20 protein-coding genes are annotated in these 15,029 nt (G+C 70.3%); 13 read left to right on the top strand and 7 right to left on the bottom strand.

Annotated features, from left to right (window positions below):
• The gene (locus tag ABD798_RS00720) at nucleotides 1–468 is read left to right on the top strand and encodes a VOC family protein (RefSeq protein WP_344870441.1); all 468 of its coding nucleotides are present in this window, start codon (nucleotides 1–3) and stop codon (nucleotides 466–468) included.
• Here the strand turns inward: ABD798_RS00720 and ABD798_RS00715 are convergent.
• Entirely contained in the window at nucleotides 465–1,280 is an 816-nt protein-coding gene (locus tag ABD798_RS00715) for an isocitrate lyase/PEP mutase family protein (RefSeq protein ID WP_344870440.1), read from the bottom strand. The genes ABD798_RS00720 and ABD798_RS00715 overlap by 4 nt on opposite strands.
• Before the next feature lie 109 nt (nucleotides 1,281–1,389).
• Between ABD798_RS00715 and ABD798_RS00710 the strand changes: the two genes are divergently transcribed.
• From ABD798_RS00710 to ABD798_RS00700, 3 genes are all read left to right on the top strand, one after another.
• Complete coding sequence (locus tag ABD798_RS00710) at nucleotides 1,390–2,844, top strand: AlkA N-terminal domain-containing protein (protein WP_344870439.1); 1,455 nt, start codon at nucleotides 1,390–1,392, stop codon at nucleotides 2,842–2,844.
• Nucleotides 2,845–2,859: 15 nt separating this feature from the next.
• Nucleotides 2,860–3,387 (top strand): methylated-DNA--[protein]-cysteine S-methyltransferase, encoded by a 528-nt coding sequence (locus tag ABD798_RS00705; protein WP_344870438.1) that lies wholly within the window; start codon nucleotides 2,860–2,862, stop codon nucleotides 3,385–3,387.
• A 108-nt stretch (nucleotides 3,388–3,495) separates the two neighbouring features.
• Nucleotides 3,496–4,209: a hypothetical protein gene (locus ABD798_RS00700; RefSeq protein ID WP_344870437.1), complete on the top strand. Its 714-nt coding sequence runs from the start codon at nucleotides 3,496–3,498 to the stop codon at nucleotides 4,207–4,209.
• Here the strand turns inward: ABD798_RS00700 and ABD798_RS00695 are convergent.
• Nucleotides 4,206–4,400, bottom strand: a complete 195-nt coding sequence (locus tag ABD798_RS00695; RefSeq protein WP_344870436.1) for a hypothetical protein — start codon at nucleotides 4,398–4,400, stop codon at nucleotides 4,206–4,208. The genes ABD798_RS00700 and ABD798_RS00695 overlap by 4 nt on opposite strands.
• Nucleotides 4,401–4,616: 216 nt before the next feature.
• Here ABD798_RS00695 and ABD798_RS00690 point away from each other — a divergent pair, with 216 nt between their 5' ends.
• The 8 genes from ABD798_RS00690 to ABD798_RS00655 all read left to right on the top strand — a co-directional run bounded on the left by ABD798_RS00690 (nucleotide 4,617) and on the right by ABD798_RS00655 (nucleotide 11,327).
• Nucleotides 4,617–5,528 carry an ABC transporter ATP-binding protein gene (locus ABD798_RS00690; protein ID WP_344870434.1) on the top strand — a complete coding sequence of 304 codons (912 nt, stop codon included), beginning with the start codon at nucleotides 4,617–4,619 and terminating at the stop codon, nucleotides 5,526–5,528.
• Nucleotides 5,525–6,343: an ABC transporter permease gene (locus tag ABD798_RS00685; RefSeq protein ID WP_344870433.1), complete on the top strand. Its 819-nt coding sequence runs from the start codon at nucleotides 5,525–5,527 to the stop codon at nucleotides 6,341–6,343. The genes ABD798_RS00690 and ABD798_RS00685 overlap by 4 nt, the downstream gene beginning before the upstream one ends.
• A 77-nt stretch (nucleotides 6,344–6,420) precedes the next feature.
• On the top strand, nucleotides 6,421–6,858 hold the full coding sequence (locus ABD798_RS00680; protein ID WP_344870432.1) for a YkvA family protein: 438 nt from the start codon (nucleotides 6,421–6,423) through the stop codon (nucleotides 6,856–6,858).
• 13 nt (nucleotides 6,859–6,871) lie between these two features.
• Complete coding sequence (locus ABD798_RS00675) at nucleotides 6,872–7,423, top strand: LOG family protein (protein WP_344870431.1); 552 nt, start codon at nucleotides 6,872–6,874, stop codon at nucleotides 7,421–7,423.
• Nucleotides 7,407–8,168 carry an arylamine N-acetyltransferase family protein gene (locus ABD798_RS00670; RefSeq protein ID WP_344870430.1) on the top strand — a complete coding sequence of 254 codons (762 nt, stop codon included), beginning with the start codon at nucleotides 7,407–7,409 and terminating at the stop codon, nucleotides 8,166–8,168. The genes ABD798_RS00675 and ABD798_RS00670 overlap by 17 nt, the downstream gene beginning before the upstream one ends.
• Nucleotides 8,165–8,968, top strand: coding sequence for a DUF6597 domain-containing transcriptional factor (locus ABD798_RS00665; protein WP_344870429.1), 804 nt, complete (start codon nucleotides 8,165–8,167; stop codon nucleotides 8,966–8,968). Before ABD798_RS00670 ends, ABD798_RS00665 begins: the two co-directional genes overlap by 4 nt.
• 10 nt (nucleotides 8,969–8,978) lie before the next feature.
• Nucleotides 8,979–10,199: an FAD-binding oxidoreductase gene (locus tag ABD798_RS00660; protein WP_344870428.1), complete on the top strand. Its 1,221-nt coding sequence runs from the start codon at nucleotides 8,979–8,981 to the stop codon at nucleotides 10,197–10,199.
• A 276-nt stretch (nucleotides 10,200–10,475) separates the two neighbouring features.
• Entirely contained in the window at nucleotides 10,476–11,327 is an 852-nt protein-coding gene (locus tag ABD798_RS00655) for a 3-hydroxyacyl-CoA dehydrogenase family protein (RefSeq protein ID WP_344870427.1), read from the top strand.
• Nucleotides 11,328–11,368: 41 nt separating this feature from the next.
• Here ABD798_RS00655 and ABD798_RS00650 read toward each other — a convergent pair whose 3' ends face one another.
• From ABD798_RS00650 to ABD798_RS00635, 4 genes are all read right to left on the bottom strand, one after another.
• A complete protein-coding gene (locus tag ABD798_RS00650; protein WP_344870426.1) occupies nucleotides 11,369–11,686 on the bottom strand; it encodes a hypothetical protein in 318 nt (105 codons plus the stop codon).
• Nucleotides 11,687–11,968: 282 nt separating this feature from the next.
• Nucleotides 11,969–12,199: a hypothetical protein gene (locus ABD798_RS00645; protein WP_344870425.1), complete on the bottom strand. Its 231-nt coding sequence runs from the start codon at nucleotides 12,197–12,199 to the stop codon at nucleotides 11,969–11,971.
• 255 nt (nucleotides 12,200–12,454) lie between these two features.
• A complete protein-coding gene (locus ABD798_RS00640; RefSeq protein WP_344870424.1) occupies nucleotides 12,455–12,940 on the bottom strand; it encodes a GNAT family N-acetyltransferase in 486 nt (161 codons plus the stop codon).
• A complete protein-coding gene (locus ABD798_RS00635; protein WP_344870423.1) occupies nucleotides 12,937–13,470 on the bottom strand; it encodes a GNAT family N-acetyltransferase in 534 nt (177 codons plus the stop codon). The genes ABD798_RS00640 and ABD798_RS00635 overlap by 4 nt, the downstream gene beginning before the upstream one ends.
• Before the next feature lie 41 nt (nucleotides 13,471–13,511).
• On the opposite strand from ABD798_RS00635, the gene ABD798_RS00630 reads away from it, so the two are divergent.
• The gene (locus ABD798_RS00630) at nucleotides 13,512–14,075 is read left to right on the top strand and encodes a helix-turn-helix domain-containing protein (protein WP_344870422.1); all 564 of its coding nucleotides are present in this window, start codon (nucleotides 13,512–13,514) and stop codon (nucleotides 14,073–14,075) included.
• On the opposite strand, the gene ABD798_RS00625 is transcribed toward ABD798_RS00630, so the two are convergent.
• Nucleotides 14,056–14,997: an MBL fold metallo-hydrolase gene (locus tag ABD798_RS00625; protein ID WP_344870421.1), complete on the bottom strand. Its 942-nt coding sequence runs from the start codon at nucleotides 14,995–14,997 to the stop codon at nucleotides 14,056–14,058. The genes ABD798_RS00630 and ABD798_RS00625 overlap by 20 nt on opposite strands.
• Nucleotides 14,998–15,029 lie beyond the last annotated feature (32 nt).

Here is a 15,029-nt window from a genome sequence, read left to right as displayed (position 1 = left end):
ATGTCGACCAACACCGGCCCGGCTCCGTCCGGGAGCCCCAACCTGACCGTGTTCTTCGCCGTGCCCAACAGTGCGAAGGCACTCGCTTACTACGAGGACGTCTTCGGCGCTGAGGTGATCGAGCGCTTCGACGCGCCGGACGGCTCGGTGGCGCACGCGGAGCTCGCGCTCGGCGGAGGGCGGTTCCAGCTCTCCGAGCCGATGCCGGACTACGGCATCGTCGGTCCGCCCGCTGAGGGCAACTCGTTCACGATCACGTTGTGGACGGCCGATGTGGACGCGGTGTTCGCGAAGGCGATCGCGACCGGCTCGACGGTGCTGACGCCGATCGACGACACGTTCTCCGGCGATCGGATCGGCGTCGTGCGGTGCCCGTTCGGCATCCGCTGGTGCATCGCGCGCCACGACCGCGACGTCCCCAAGGAGGAGGTCGACGCGGCCGTGGCGGCGATGTACGAAGCGGGTTAGAGCGCCGAGTTGAGGGTGCCGAAGTCCAGCGCGTCGGCGGTCGCGGTGTAGGTGCCGCTGGTCAGCATCTCCCGCGCGCCGCGCTGGACGACGGCGTAGGCGGCCTGGCTGAGCCCGGAGCCGAGGCTGGCGCGCGCGACGCCGAGCGCGCCCAACTCCGGCACGGTCGGCGATCCGGGGCCGACGAGCACGTTCAGCGGTGCGCTGATCTCCTTGGCCAGCAAGGAGATCGTCTCCGGATCGGCGACTCCGGGCACGAAGATCCCGCTGGCGCCCGCGTCGAGGTAGGCGCGCGCACGCTCGATGGTCGCCTGGACGCGCGTCGCCGGGTCGCCGACCGCGCGCAGGTACACGTCGACTCGCGCGTTGATGTAGAGCGCGGGGTCGGCCTTGCGCGCCGCCGCAATGCGTTCGGCCTGGTCAGCGATGGGGCGAAGCGGGGAGTCGCCGCCGTGGTGGGCGTCCTCCAGGTTGACCCCGACGGCTCCGGCGGACGCGACCCCGCGAATCGTCTCGGCCACGTCGGCGGCCGTGACGCCGAAGCCGCTCTCGATGTCGGCGGTGACCGGGACGGAGACGGCGCGCACCACTCGCGCCACGAGGTCGATCGCACGCTCGCGGTCGAGCTGGTCGCCGTCGGCGGCACCCAGGCTCCATGCCACACCGGCGCTCGTGGTGGCGATCGCCGCAGCACCCTCCAGCTCGACGAGCCGGGCGCTCATCACATCCCACGCGTTGGGCAGCGCGAGCACGGAACCGTTGTGGTGCAAGGAGGTGAACAGCTCAGCCAGCTCTTGGCGACTTCTCGTCATGGGCACAGTCCACCCCAGCCCGGCACCGGAGTCCAGCAGAAAAACGACATCACCGTTCCGTGTCGTTTTTCCGCTAGCAATACCGCCGCGGCCCGGTAAGGCTGGGGGCATGCACAACGACACGCAGCGCTGCGTCCGCGCGGTCCAGTCGAAGGACTCGCGGTTCGACGGGTGGTTCTTCACCGCTGTGCTGACCACGCGGATCTACTGCCGCGCGAGCTGCCCCGTCGTGCCGCCCAAGCCGCAGAACATGCGCTTCTACCCCACCGCTGCCGCCGCGCAGCAAGCCGGTTTCCGCGCGTGCAAGCGCTGTCGGCCCGACGCCAGTCCCGGCTCACCGCAGTGGAACGAGCGCGCGGACGTAGTGGCACGCGCCATGCGGCTCATCGCTGACGGTGTGGTTGACCGTGACGGTGTCCCCGGTCTGTCCGCGCGGCTCGGCTACAGCACACGGCAGCTCGAACGCCTGCTGCGCGCAGAACTCGGCGCGGGTCCCCTGGCACTCGCGCGTGCCCAACGCGCCCAGTCGGCGCGCATCCTGATCGAAACGAGCGCGCTGTCGATGTCCGACGTAGCGCTTGCGTCTGGCTTCGCCAGCATCCGGTCGTTCAACGACACCGTGCGCGAAGTTTTCGCACTGTCACCGACGGAGCTCCGTAAGCGCGCGAAGCAGACCACGTCCTCCGGAACGCTCTCACTGCGCTTGCCGTTCCGTGCGCCGCTGTGCCCGGACAACCTCTTCGGGCACCTAGCCGCAACCGCAGTACCCGGTGTGGAGGAGTGGCGTGACGGTGCCTATCGCCGCACGATGCGCTTGCCGCACGGGCACGGCATCGTGGCGCTACGGCCGATGCCTGACCACATCGCGTGCCAGCTGACGCTGACCGACCTCCGTGATCTGTCCATCGCGATCAGCCGGTGTCGGTGGATGCTCGACCTGGACGCGGACCCGATCGCAGTGGACGCCCAGCTCTCCGAGGACCCGGTGCTCAAGCCGCTCGTCGCGAAGGCACCGGGGCGACGGGTGCCGCGCACGGTGGACGGAGCCGAGTTCGCCGTGCGCGCGGTTCTCGGCCAACAGGTCTCCACGGCTGCCGCGCGCACCCACGCGGGACGGCTCGTGGCCGCGCACGGAGAACCGATCGAGGACCCCGCAGGTGGGCTGACGCATCTGTTCCCGACACCAGAGGCGTTGGCGGAGGTGAACCCGGAGTCCTTGGCACTGCCGCGTTCCCGAAGGACGACACTGCTGACGCTCATCGGCTCGCTGCACGAAATCGACCTAGGTGTTGGCAGCGACTGGGAGCGCACTCGCGCCCAGCTCGCAGAGCTGCCCGGTTTCGGCCCGTGGACCGTGGAGTCCATTGCGATGCGCGCGCTCGGCGATCCGGACGCGTTCATTCCCAGCGACCTAGGCATCCGCGTCGCGGCCGAAGCACTCGGGCTGCCTTCCACACCCGCAGCGCTGACCGCGCACGCGAGCGCGTGGCGACCGTGGCGCGCCTACGCCGTGCAGTACCTGTGGGCGACCGGCGACCACCCCATCAACCTGCTTCCACAGTAAGGAGAAGATCTCCCCATGGCACAGCGCACGCACACGGTGACTGACAGCCTGTTCGGGCCGCTGACGCTCGTCGCGACCGACGGTGAGCTGTCCGGGCTCTACATGGTCGAGCAGCGGCACCGTCCGGCCGAAGCCACGTTCGGGTCCAGAGTGGACAGTGGTTTCGACGAGGTCGTCGAGCAGCTGGAGGCGTACTTCGCCGGACGGCTGACGGACTTCGAGCTGCCGCTGAACCTGGCGGGAACGCCCTTCCAGCGACAGGTATGGGCCGCGCTGCTGGAGATCCCGTACGGCGAGACCGTGTCCTACGGCGAGCTGGCGGAGCGCATCGGGCGACCGACGGCCTCGCGCGCGGTCGGCTTGGCGAACGGCAAGAACCCCGTGGGCATCATCGTCCCGTGCCACCGCGTGGTGGGCTCCACGGGGGACCTGACGGGCTACGGCGGCGGTATCGAGCGCAAGCGTCACCTGCTTGACTTCGAGCGCGCGACCCGCGATCGGAGGGAGCGCCCGGAGGCGCTCCCCCACCCCTCGATGGCGTGAACCTAGCAACGGCTTCACGTCCGGCCGCCCGGCTTCAAGCAGGGCTGAAACCGCCAGTTGGGGCACGTTTGCGCGCACCGCGACCGTGGCCGGGTTAGCGTGGAAAACGTGCTGAACAAGCTGGCTCTCGTGGTGGTCACGCCGCCGGAATCCGACTGGGACGCGGCCGAGCTGCGCGTGCTCGTGGACGGTCGTGACATCGCGCGCGAGTGCTTCGACGCGGGCCCGAACTACGACCCGGACTACGTGCTGGGCGAGGCGGGCCGCTTGGCGCCGGGCGACGAGCCGCGCACCGTGCGCATCGCCGAGGCCGAGTGCATCGCGGAGTGCTGTGGCGCTCTGTCGGTCCGGATGCGCCGCGAGGACTCGGAGATCGTTTGGTACGACTGGGAGAACACCTCCGACCGCGCTGAGGTGCCGACCGAGGAGTTCCGGTTCTCCGCCGCGCAGTACGAGGCCGAACTGGAGCGCGCGAGCAGGGACCGCTCGTGGGAGTGGCCCGCGCGCACGCTCTCCCGGCTGCTCCAGGAGGCACTGCGGGCCGACCCGGGCGTGCTGGGCGACTGGGACAGCGAGTTGTGCTTCGCCATCCCCAGGGACGCCTCGGTCGAGCTGACCTTTTACACGCCGCCGCACACGCCTCGGGGTGCCTACTACCACCTGAGCCGGATGATCGGTGTGACCGACGAACCCGCCGAGGAGCAGGTGAAACGTGTCCTGGCGGGGCTGCGCGCACGCGACCCGCGCGACGAGGCGATGATTCTCGGCGGCTCGGCCGGAGCGGGCGCGCTGCGCGGCGTCAGGTATCGGGACAGGTACTAGACCCTGTCCTGCAAGTCATCAGGTTCGCCGGTCTTGAAGACACCCCAACCCCCGGCGAAACCGTCCTCGTGGCCGAAGTGGCGCACGACCTGCATGATCACCAGGACCACGTCCGGTTGGGCGCCCGACCGCACGGTCATCTCCTCCGCTGAGACGGCGGTGCTCTTCACCGCGAAGTAGCTGTACTGCACCGGCGGTTATAGTCGCGTTATCTGCGTCCCGGTTGACGACTCACCCATCGACGAACCGGATTACAACCCCGTGAACTGCGGCGATGTCACCCAGAAGAGTCCCTGACAGACGTCATGGTCGATTGGTGACGGACGAGGTATGTCCGGACGGTGATCTCCCGGCACATTTGTCGTGTGCACAAGACTTCGACCACTTCTTAAGCGATGGGGAACTCAATGATCGAGGTTCACGGTCTCACCAAACGGTATCGGGACGTCGTCGCCGTGGACGATCTCTCGTTCACGGTGTCCCCGGGTCGCGTGACCGGCTTCCTCGGCCCCAACGGCGCCGGGAAGTCGACCACGATGCGGATGATCCTGGGTCTGGACACCCCGACCAAGGGCTCTGCCAGGGTCGGCGGCCGCAACTACCGCAGCCTGGCCGCTCCGCTGCGGGAGGTCGGCGCGCTGCTGGACCCGGCGGCGTTGCAGAAGAGCCGGACGGCGCGGGCGCACCTGCGCTGGATCGCCCAGGCCGGCGGTATCGAGCAGAAGCGCGTCGGCGAGGTGCTGGAGCTGGTCGGGCTCGGCAAGGCGGGTGACAAGCGGGTCGGCGAGTTCTCCCTGGGCATGCGCCAGCGCCTGGGCATCGCCGCCGCGCTGCTCGGCGATCCGGCCGTGCTGATGCTCGACGAGCCGCTCAACGGCCTCGACCCGGAGGGCATCGTCTGGGTCCGCACCCTGCTCAAGGGCCTGGCGTCGGAGGGGCGGACGATCTTCCTCTCCAGCCACCTGATGAACGAGATGGAAGCCACCGCCGACCACGTGCTGGTGATCGGCAAGGGCAAGCTCATCGCCGACGTCAGCGTGCACGACCTGGTCCGCCAGGGCGCCGCCGCGCAGGTCAGCGTTGTCTCGCCCAGGGCGTCCGAGCTGGTCGCGCTGCTGGAGCACACCGAGGCGCACATCGTCTCCGGCGCCGACAACGAGCTGATCGTCAGCGGTGTGGACGCCCCCGCGATCGGTGAGCTGGCCGCGCGGCACGGCATCGCGCTGCACGAGCTCACCCCCCGCCGCCCCGGCCTGGAGGAGGCGTTCATCCACCTGACCCGCGACCAGGTCGGTTACCGCGCGAAGGAGTCCAAGTGAGCACCGCCTCTGTCAATTCCCCCAGGACCAAGCACAAGCCATCGGGCCTGTTCACCACCGTGGGCTCGGAGTGGACCAAGATCTGGAGCCTCGGCACGAGCCGCATCCTGCTGCTGGTCGCGGTCGGACTGGCCGCGCTCGCCGCCGCGCTGTTCGTGCTCACCAGCGCCGTGACCACGGGGACCGACATCGCCAAGCGCGACGTCTTCGACGTGGTCTCCACCAGCCTTCTCGGCTCGGACGCCGCGGCGCTGACCCTGATGGTGATGGCGGCGATGACCATCGGCTCGGAGTACTCCACCGGCATGATCCGGGTGACGCTGACCGCATCGCCCAAGCGCAGCCAGTTCCTGGCGGCCAAGGCCATCGTGATCGCGGTGGTGACCTACGTGGTCGGTGTCGTCGCCGCGTTCGTCGCCTACGGCGTCGGCCAGCTGATCCTGCTCGCGCAGGGCCTGGACATCGCCAGCGTCGCCGATCCGCGCATCCTCCGGCTGATCCTGGGCTCGGCGATCATGGCCCCGCTGTACGGCCTGATCGCGGTCGCCTTCGGCATCGTCTTCCGCAGCACCGCGGGCGGCATCCTCGCCGCGCTGGTCGCCCTGGTGATCCCGAGCATCGTGGGCTGGGTGGGCGAGGCCGGGAACTCGATCATGCCGTACCTGCCGGGCGAGGCACTGCACAACGTGGCCGGTCTGACCGCCGCGACCTCGCCCTACGCGATCAACCCCGGGGTCTCGGCGATCGTGCTGGTCGCCTGGGTGCTGGTGGTGCTGGGCATCGGGCAGAGCCTGCTGGCCAAGCGCGACGCCTGACGCCCCTCGTGGAGCAGGGCCGGTCCCCGGGCGGCGGGGACCGGCCCTTTCGCGTCGCCGGCGGTAGCGTGGACGTCGTGATCCTTCTCGGCCTGCTGCTGTTCGGGCTCGGCGCGTTCGCGTTCTGGAGCATGACCGACCCGGTGCTGGGCGTCGCTCCCACCACCATCGGCACGATCCTGTTCGTGCTGGCCGGTGCGGCGGTCGTCCTCGGCGTGGTGCGGATCGCGCGGGGGCGGCTCGGCCTCATCGCGCGGTTGCGCGTGCTGCCGAGGATGGCGCGGGCGATCCGCGCGGGCACCTACCCCGCGCCGCCGTGGTCCAAGCGGCTGTTCTGGATCTTCGGCGTGCTCTACATCCTGTCGCCGATCGACCTCATCCCCGAGCTGCTCCCGGTGATCGGGCTGACCGACGACATCGGGGTCGGCGCCTTCCTGCTCTCCCAGCTCGGCGTGGAGGCGGGCCGCTTCCGCGCGCACGAGAAGGCGACCGAGTACGGCGATTCGGGGGCATGACAGGATCTCGCGCATGCGAGTGTGCGTCTTCTGCGGTTCCCGGCCCGGCCGGGCGAACGAGTACGTCGAGACGGCGCGGACCTTCGGTCGTCTGCTGGCCGAGCGCGGCATCGGCCTCGTGTACGGCGGAGCTTCGGTCGGCACGATGGGCGAGATCGCCGACGCCGCACTGGCCGCGGGCGGTGAGGTGCACGGCGTGATCCCGCAGCAGCTGATGGCGCGGGAGATCGGCCACAGCGGGCTCACCGAACTGCACGTCGTGGACAGCATGCACGAGCGCAAGGCGAAGATGGCCGAGCTCTCCGACGCGTTCGTGGCGCTGCCCGGCGGCATCGGCACCATGGAGGAGCTGTTCGAGGTGTGGACCTGGTCGATGATCGGCATCCACGCGAAACCCTTGGCACTGCTGGACGTCAAGGGCTTCTACCGGCCGCTGGTGTCCCTCGCCGACCACATGGTCGCCGAGGAGTTCCTCCGCACCGACGCCCGCGAGCTGCTCATCGTCGAGGACGACCCCGTTCGGCTGCTCGACCGCTTCGGAGCCCTCTGTGAGTCTCGTAGCTGAGTACCTCGCCCGCATCGGCGCTGACCGTCCACTTCGGACTGACGCGGAGTCGTTGCGGTACCTGCACGCGCGGCACATCGCCACCGTTGCGTTCGAGAACCTGGACATCCACCTCGGCACGCCGATCGTGCTCGACACCGACGCGGTGCTGCACAAGGTCGTCCGGATGCGGCGCGGCGGTTTCTGCTACGAGCTCAACACCGCGTTCGCGCACCTGTTGACGGAGCTGGGTTTCCGCGTCGAGATGCTGTCGGCGGGCGTGTTCCACAACGGGGTCGCCGGGGCGCCTTTCGACCACATGGCGCTGCTCGTGCACCTGGACGAGCCGTGGCTGGCCGATGTCGGCTTCGGGCGGCACAGCACGTTCCCGCTGCGCTTGAACTCCCGTGACCCGCAAGAGGACCCCGAAGGCACGTTCGTTCTCCAGTCCACTGTGGACGGCGATCTCGACGTGCTGCGCAACGGCTCGCCCGAGTACCGCCTGGACCCGCGTCCGCGCAGGCTGAGCGACTTCGCGCCGACCTGCTGGTACCAGCAGACCTCGCCCGACTCGCCGTTCCTGCGCGGCCCCACGTGCTCCATGGCCGTTCCCGGCGGCCGGGTGACGCTCGCCGGTGACCGTCTCATCAGGACGGTCGGTGGTGAGCGGACGGAGCAGATCCTGCGCTCCGACGAGGAGATCCTCGCCGCCTACCACCAGCACTTCGGCATCACCCTCCCCCGCGTGCCCCGGCCGCCCACGTGATCGAACCTGTGCTGGGCGCAGTGGAGCACAGCTTCGAGGAGCGTCGGCCGGTGCCAGCGCTGCGCGGACTCGTCACCGCGACCTGGACGCAGCGCACCGGCACACGGCCTCATCGGCATCGACACATCCCGAACGGGTCGATTGAGCTCCGTTGTCGTTCCGGTGCGCCAGCGCAGCTCGCCGGACCGCTGACGGGGCCCGTTGTCGAGGTGCTTCCACCGCACACGAGCGTTTTCGGCGTGCGATTCGCCCCGGGCGCGGCGTCCACGGTGCTCGGGCTACCCGCAGCGGAACTGACCGACACGGTGGTCGACGTGGCGGAGATCTGGGGACAATCCTCCACAGTGGACGGTGATCCGCAGCAGATGGTCCTGCACCGGCTCCGCTCAGCCGAGCGCGCCGATCCCGTCGCAGCAGGCATCGTGCGCCTGTTGTGGGCGGAGCGGTCGTCGCTGCCCCTCTCCGAGCGGCACTTCCGGCGTCGGTGCCAGGCGACGACCGGGCTCGCGCCGAAGGCGCTCCAGCGGGTGCTGCGGTTCCAGGTGTTCCTCGCCGAGGTCCAGTCCGCGCTCGCCCGGGGGCGGCGTCCCGGTGGGCTCGCGGCGCTCGCGGCCGCTTCGGGCTACGCCGACCAGGCCCACCTGACTCGCGAGTGCGCGCGGCTGACCGGAATCACACCCCGCGAGTTCCTCCGCGAGACCGAGCGGCAGTGCGGCTGCGGGCACGAACACGAAGCATCGTTCTCGCCGTTGCTGGAGATGGCCGATTTCATCAAGAGAAGGCATCCCGGCGACGCTTAGCGTCCGCGTCATGAATCCGAACACGATCGTCGTGCCCTGCCGTTCCCCCGCCGAGGTCGCCGAGACCATCGCCCGTGCCCGCTCCCATCGCATCCACCTCGTCCCGCGCAGCGGCGGGCACTGCTTCGCCGGGCGCTCGACGACAGACGGCATCGTGCTCGACGTCGGGCCGATGCGGTCGGTGTCCTGCGCGGGCGACGTCGCGACGGTCGGCGCGGGCACCCTGCTGGGCGATCTGTACGACGCGTTGGACGACCGGGCCATCGCGGCCGGGTGCGGGCCGACAGTCGGGATCGCGGGCCTCACCCTCGGCGGCGGTCTCGGTGTGCTCGGTCGCCGCCACGGCCTGACCTGCGACTCCCTCCTCTCCGCCGAGGTGGTGCTCGCCGACGGCCGAGTGGTCCGGTGCGACGAGGAGCGGGAGAGCGAGCTGTTCTGGGCATTGCGCGGCGCGGGCGGCGGCAACTTCGGTGTGGTGACGTCGTTGACCTTCCGCACTGTCGCCGCACCCGAGTTGACGGTGTTCCACCTGCGCTGGCCGGTGCACCGCGCGGCAGAGGTGATCTCGGCGTGGATCGAGGCGGCCCCGGACGCGCCCGACGCCTTGGCCGCGAGCCTGCTCGTCACTCCGACCGGGGCGCTGGTCCTCGGAGCGGCGATCGCGACCGAGACCGAGACGGCCGCGATGCTGGCACCGCTGAGCGGGCTGGCACCGACGAGCGCGGTGTTCCGGCACCTGCCGTTCCGGGAAGCCAAGCGGTATCTCGCGCAACGGCCGACCGAGCCCGGGATCTCCTTGAGCAAGTCGGAGTTCTTCGCGGAAGACCTACCGCAGGAGACGATCACCGCGCTCGTGGCGAACCTGGAGCAGGACCGTCGTGAAAGCGAGGCGCGCGAACTGGACTTCACCGCCCTTGGCGGCGCCTACGCCCGGGTTCCCCGCGCTGCCACCGCATTCGCTCACCGGGACGCGCGCTTTCTCGTCAAGCACGGCGTGACCACGCGATCAGGACTGGATCACGCGCGCACCTGGCTGACGCGGTCGTGGGAGATCCCGCGACCGTGGGGAACCGGCGGGGTGTACCCGAACTTCCCCGACCCGGACCTCCGTGACTGGGCCCGCGCCTACCACGGCGACAACTACGAACGGCTGGTGGCGGTCAAGGACGCGTACGACCCGAGCGGCTTCTTCCGGTTCCACCAGTCCGTTCCCGCCACTCGTCCCGTCTGAACGTCCACAGTGGACAGATTGGTGAACGGAGAGAGCGTTCTCACGCCAACTCGGACCCGCGGTGTCGATCTCATGATCGGTCCCACCACTCGGCGGAACACCTTGGGTGCGAAGGCACGTAGGCTGCCCCGGACGCGAGGATCACGAGGGCACCGACGACCGTCGCGGCGCTCAGCGAAGGATCGTCGGGCGAGCCGGGCGGCACCACGGCGTTCTCCGGCGAACGGGCGGCCGCGTCGATGATTCGTCGGGAACGTGGGTGACGAAGGAGTCGGGATGAACGCTGCCCGGCCGATCGGAGTGATCGGCGCAGGCACGATGGGCGCGGGCGTCGCGCAGTGCCTCGCGGAGGCCGGCCACGAGGTGATCGTGGTCGACCCGGTGCCCGGCGCGCTCGGCGCGGGGCGGGAGCGGCTGCGCGAGGGGCTGCGGCTGGGCAAGCAGCTGCGCAGGCTGCCCTCGGCCGCGCCGCAGGACGCGCTGGCCCACGTGCGCTGGACCGAGGAGGTCACCGAGCTCTCCGACGCCGAGTTCGTCATCGAGTGCGCCCCGGAGCGGTTGGCCCTCAAGGACAAGATCTTCGGCGAGCTGGACGTGGTCTGCCGCCCCGATGCCGTGCTCACCTCCTGCACCTCGACGGTGCCCGTCGAGCGCCTTGCGGCCAACACCCGCAGGCCGAAGCGGGTGCTGGCGACCCACTTCATGAACCCCGCGCCCCTCAAGCGCTCCGTCGAGGTGGTCAGGGGCCCGCTGACCAGTGACGACACCGTGGACCGGACGCTGGAGATGCTCGCGGGCATCGGCAAGCTGGGCATCGTCGTCGGTGACTTCGTCGCCAACCGCGTCGTGCTGCTCGCGGTGAACGAGGCCGCGCACGTCGTGCAGGCGCGCACCGCCGATCCGTCCACTGTGGACAAGATCTTCCAGGAGTGCCTCGGGCACGCGATGGGCCCGCTGGCCACCGCCGACCTGATCGGCCTCGACACGGTGCTGGACTCGCTCGTGGTGTTGCAGGAGTACACCGACGACCCGCGCTTCGCGCCGAGCCGCCTGCTCGCCGACCTCGTGTGCGCGGGTCACCTCGGCCGCAAGACGGGCCGGGGCTTCCACAGCTACCCCACCCGCTGAGGCGGCGCCTCAGCCGCGGGAGCGGCCGAGGCGCCGATCGGTCAGCGAGCCCGGTCCAGCCACCTGGTCAGGCCGGACCCGCCGAACAGCGCGGTCATCACCACTCCGCTGACGAGCGGGCCACTCACCGCGGCCAGCGCCAGCAGCGCGATCGTCGCGACGACCGTGTAGCTGATCAACCGCCCCGCGGTGCTCCAGTCGCTGATGACGCCGGTGACGACCGCCTGGACCGCCGACCACGGACGGCCGGAACCCGCGCAACGCTTCTGGTCCTGGCTGTGCACGTGCTTCGCAGCGCGGCGCTTCCCGCCGTGGTCGCTGCGGGTCGGCGGCGCGATGCGAACGTGTCGCCTGCGCACCTGACCGAGCGATTTGCCGTTCTTGCTTGCCGCACCACTGCCTGGTCGTTCTAGACTCAACTTGCTTTCCTTATCTGTGTATTCGGCGCAACCCGATTCGCACAGCGGAACAGCACCGCGTGGCCCCTGATCTTGTCCATCGGGGGCCACGCGCTTTCTGGTGCTTCTCCCCCCGTGCTTATGCAAATCCTAGGGAATGCTGTTTGCCAGTAGCGCAAACTGGCGTCGAGCAGACCCGGCGGAGCGGTGAGCGGTCCGCGTTCTTTGGCCGAGCCGAACCCGCTAGCCGCGCGGACGGAAGAACGCGGCTCCGCTGAAGAACACGGCCAGGATGATGGCGGCGACGGCGGGGCCCGCGAGCAGGGACACCGCGCCGAAGGCCACCAGCGGAACCAACGTGAACACGACGCGCCGGGTGGTCGGCGACCAGCGGCGGGTGCGGCGCAGCAGCGGTGCGAGCGGGCCGTCCTGGCGCTTGCGCACGGCCGGGCGCTGCGCGGGAATCGCGCTCACCGAACGCGGCCCCCTGCCCGCTGGGCCGAGTTGCACACGGCGGCGGCGTGGCGCGAGCACGGTCGGACTCGGCCGTGACGGCTGCTGTGACACCCGCTCCACGCTCATCTGGCTCCCGTCCCACGCACTCGGCGACAAGCCAATTCTGGCAAGTGGATCTTGCGGGCGTGGCAAACGGCGGATACGGCGCGGCGAGCTGTCGGGTTCGAGCGGTCAACGGCAGGCGGACGTCACCCGGTCAGCCCAACACGCGTTTTACCTAGTCACATTGGGTTCGAGGCGTTTCTCGAACCAGTGCTGGGCGTACGGACCGTGGTTGTAGGCGGGGATCTCGCGATAGCCCTGGCTCGCGTACAGCCGCCGCGCCTCGACCAGATCAGAGCGCGTGTCCAGCCGCAGCGCCGTCACGCCGTCGGCGAGCGCGAGCCGCTCCACCTCGGCGATCAGCAGCGCGCCGACGCCGTGCCCGCGCCACTCGGGCTCGACGAACATCCTGGTCAGCTCGCCCGTCCCGGGTTCGAGCAACCGCATCCCCAAGCACCCGGCCGCGGTCCCGTCCGCGTACGCCACCACGAGCAGCGGCAGGTCGTCGCTCGGGTCGACACCCATCTCCTCGTCGACCTCCGCCCACGTCGCCGACCGCCCGTGGTACCGCCCGATGATCTCCCGGAAGTAGTTCCTGATCATCTGCGTCGCATCGGGGTGCGCGGGTGCCAGTGCGGCGAAGGTCCAGCTCGTCACGCCCCGATCGTCGCCGCGCTGTCCAGCGGATTTCCCAGCGAGCACTGGAGGAGCACGGTGTCCAGCACGCGCCCGTGCTTGCGCCCCACGCGCGCCAGGCGACCGGACTCCACGAAGCCGCACCGCTTGTGCAGCCGCAGCGACGCGGGGTCGCCGCTGTCCACGATCACCGCGAGCACCTCGGTGATGCCGCCGCGCGCGCAGTCGGCCAGCAGTGTGGTGAGCAGCGCGGTCCCGGCTCCCCTGCCCGCGGCCTCCGGGGCGAGGTAGATCGACTCCTCGGCGGTCGCACGGTAGGCCGGGCGGTCGCGCCAGGGCTTGGCGAGCGCGTAGCCGATGACCTCGCCGCGCTCTTCCGCGACCAGGAACGGCAGTCCCGCCGCGGCGAGCTTCGAGTGCGTGCGCAGCCAGTCGGCGCACTCCGGTGGGTGCTCGTCGAAGGTCGCGACGCCGGTGAGCACGTAGTGGGCGTAGATCCGTTCGACCGCGTCGAGATCGTCCGGCCGCGCCTGGCGGATCTCCACACGCACCCCCTTTTCGCTATAGAGAAACTACGTCTACTATAGCGCACATGCTGGACCTCGGAGCGCTCGGCGAGCGCGTGCAGCAGCTGCGCACCGGCCGCGGCCTGACCTTGCAAGAGCTGGCCGACCGCAGCTCGGTGAGCGTGAGCATGCTGTCCTCGGTCGAGCGCGCGGCGAAGGCGCCGACCATCACCGTGCTCTCCCGCATCGCCGACGGGCTCGGCGTCCCGCTGCCGCGACTCGTCGCGGAACCCGCGCAGGACAAGGTGATCGTCAGGCGAGCCGCCGAACAGGAGGTCTCCGAGCACCCCGGAGGCTGGCGGCGCACCATCCTGTCCCCGGTGGTGCCCGGGGTGAACGTCGAGCTGCTGCGCACCGAGCTGCCCCCTGGCTGCGACGCGGGCGACTTCCCCGCCTACGCGCCCGGTTCGCACGAATACGTGGTCGTGCAGTCAGGCACCCTCGCGCTCACCGTGGACGAGCAGCGGCTGACGCTGGACGCGGGCGACTCGGCGTACTTCGCGGCGGACGTGGTGCACGGCTTCGCGAATCCCGGTCCCGAGCCGTGCGTCTACCACCTCACCGCGCTGATCATGCGTCCGCGCCGTTGACCCGGTCCCACTCGGCCATCATGCGGAAGATCGTCAGCATGTCCACGGCGGGCGACGCGGGGTCGACCTCGCGGTAGAGCGCGTGCATCGTGATCACGATCCGCTCGGGGTTCTCCCAGCCGGCGTACGGGCCCGTGTCGAAGCCGTGCGCGGCCTGCTCGACACTCTCTCCCCGCGCGTGCGCGGCCTCGGCGTGCTCGAAGGCGTGCTCCAGGTAGCCGCGCATCGCCAGGACGCCGTCCTGCCCGGTGATCGGGCCGTGGCCGGGCACCACGACCTCCGGGTCCATCGCGATCATGCGGTCGCACGCGGCGATCCAGTTGCTGGAGGGCCCCGCCCACATGATCGGCGTGGCCTCCGCGAAGAGCAGGTCCCCGGCGAAGACCACCCCGGCGTCCGGCACGTGCGCCACCGTGTCCGCCTCGGTGTGCGCGGGCCCGAGGTCGTGCAGGCGCACCTCGCGCCCGCCGACGTCCAGGGTGCGCTCGCCGTCGAAGAGCGAGTCCGGCTCGCGCAGCGTGATCTCGTCGAAGGCGAACGGCCCGAAGGACTTGCGCATGTACGGCGTGAGCACCGGCCCCAGGTCGGCCTTGAGCAGCGCGGACATGTGCTGCGGCGGCGCGTCGTGCAGGGCGGAGGAGCTCCCCCGGGCCGCGTGGACGCGCACCTCGGGCGCCAGCAGCTCGTTGCCGAAGCAGTGGTCGCCGTTGCCGTGCGTGTTGACCGCGTCGGTGATCTCCCGCCCGTCGAGCACCTGTGCGGCCCCTGCCAGGAACTCCCGGGTCAGCCGGAGGTCGTAGAGCGTGTCGACGATCAGCGCTTCTCCTTGGCCGCCAACGACTCCCGCGTTGCTCCACCCCCAACCGCGCCCCGGCCCGACCCACGCCCACACGTCCTCGGCGATCCGCCGCAACTCAGTCACACCGCCGAACCTACGCGATCTTCACATCCCCG

This window comes from Allokutzneria multivorans (genome assembly GCF_039537405.1).
GTDB lineage: Bacteria > Actinomycetota > Actinomycetes > Mycobacteriales > Pseudonocardiaceae > Allokutzneria > Allokutzneria multivorans.
The sequence above is the reverse complement of the archived record's forward strand: the minus strand, read 5'-3'. Positions and strand labels throughout refer to the sequence as shown.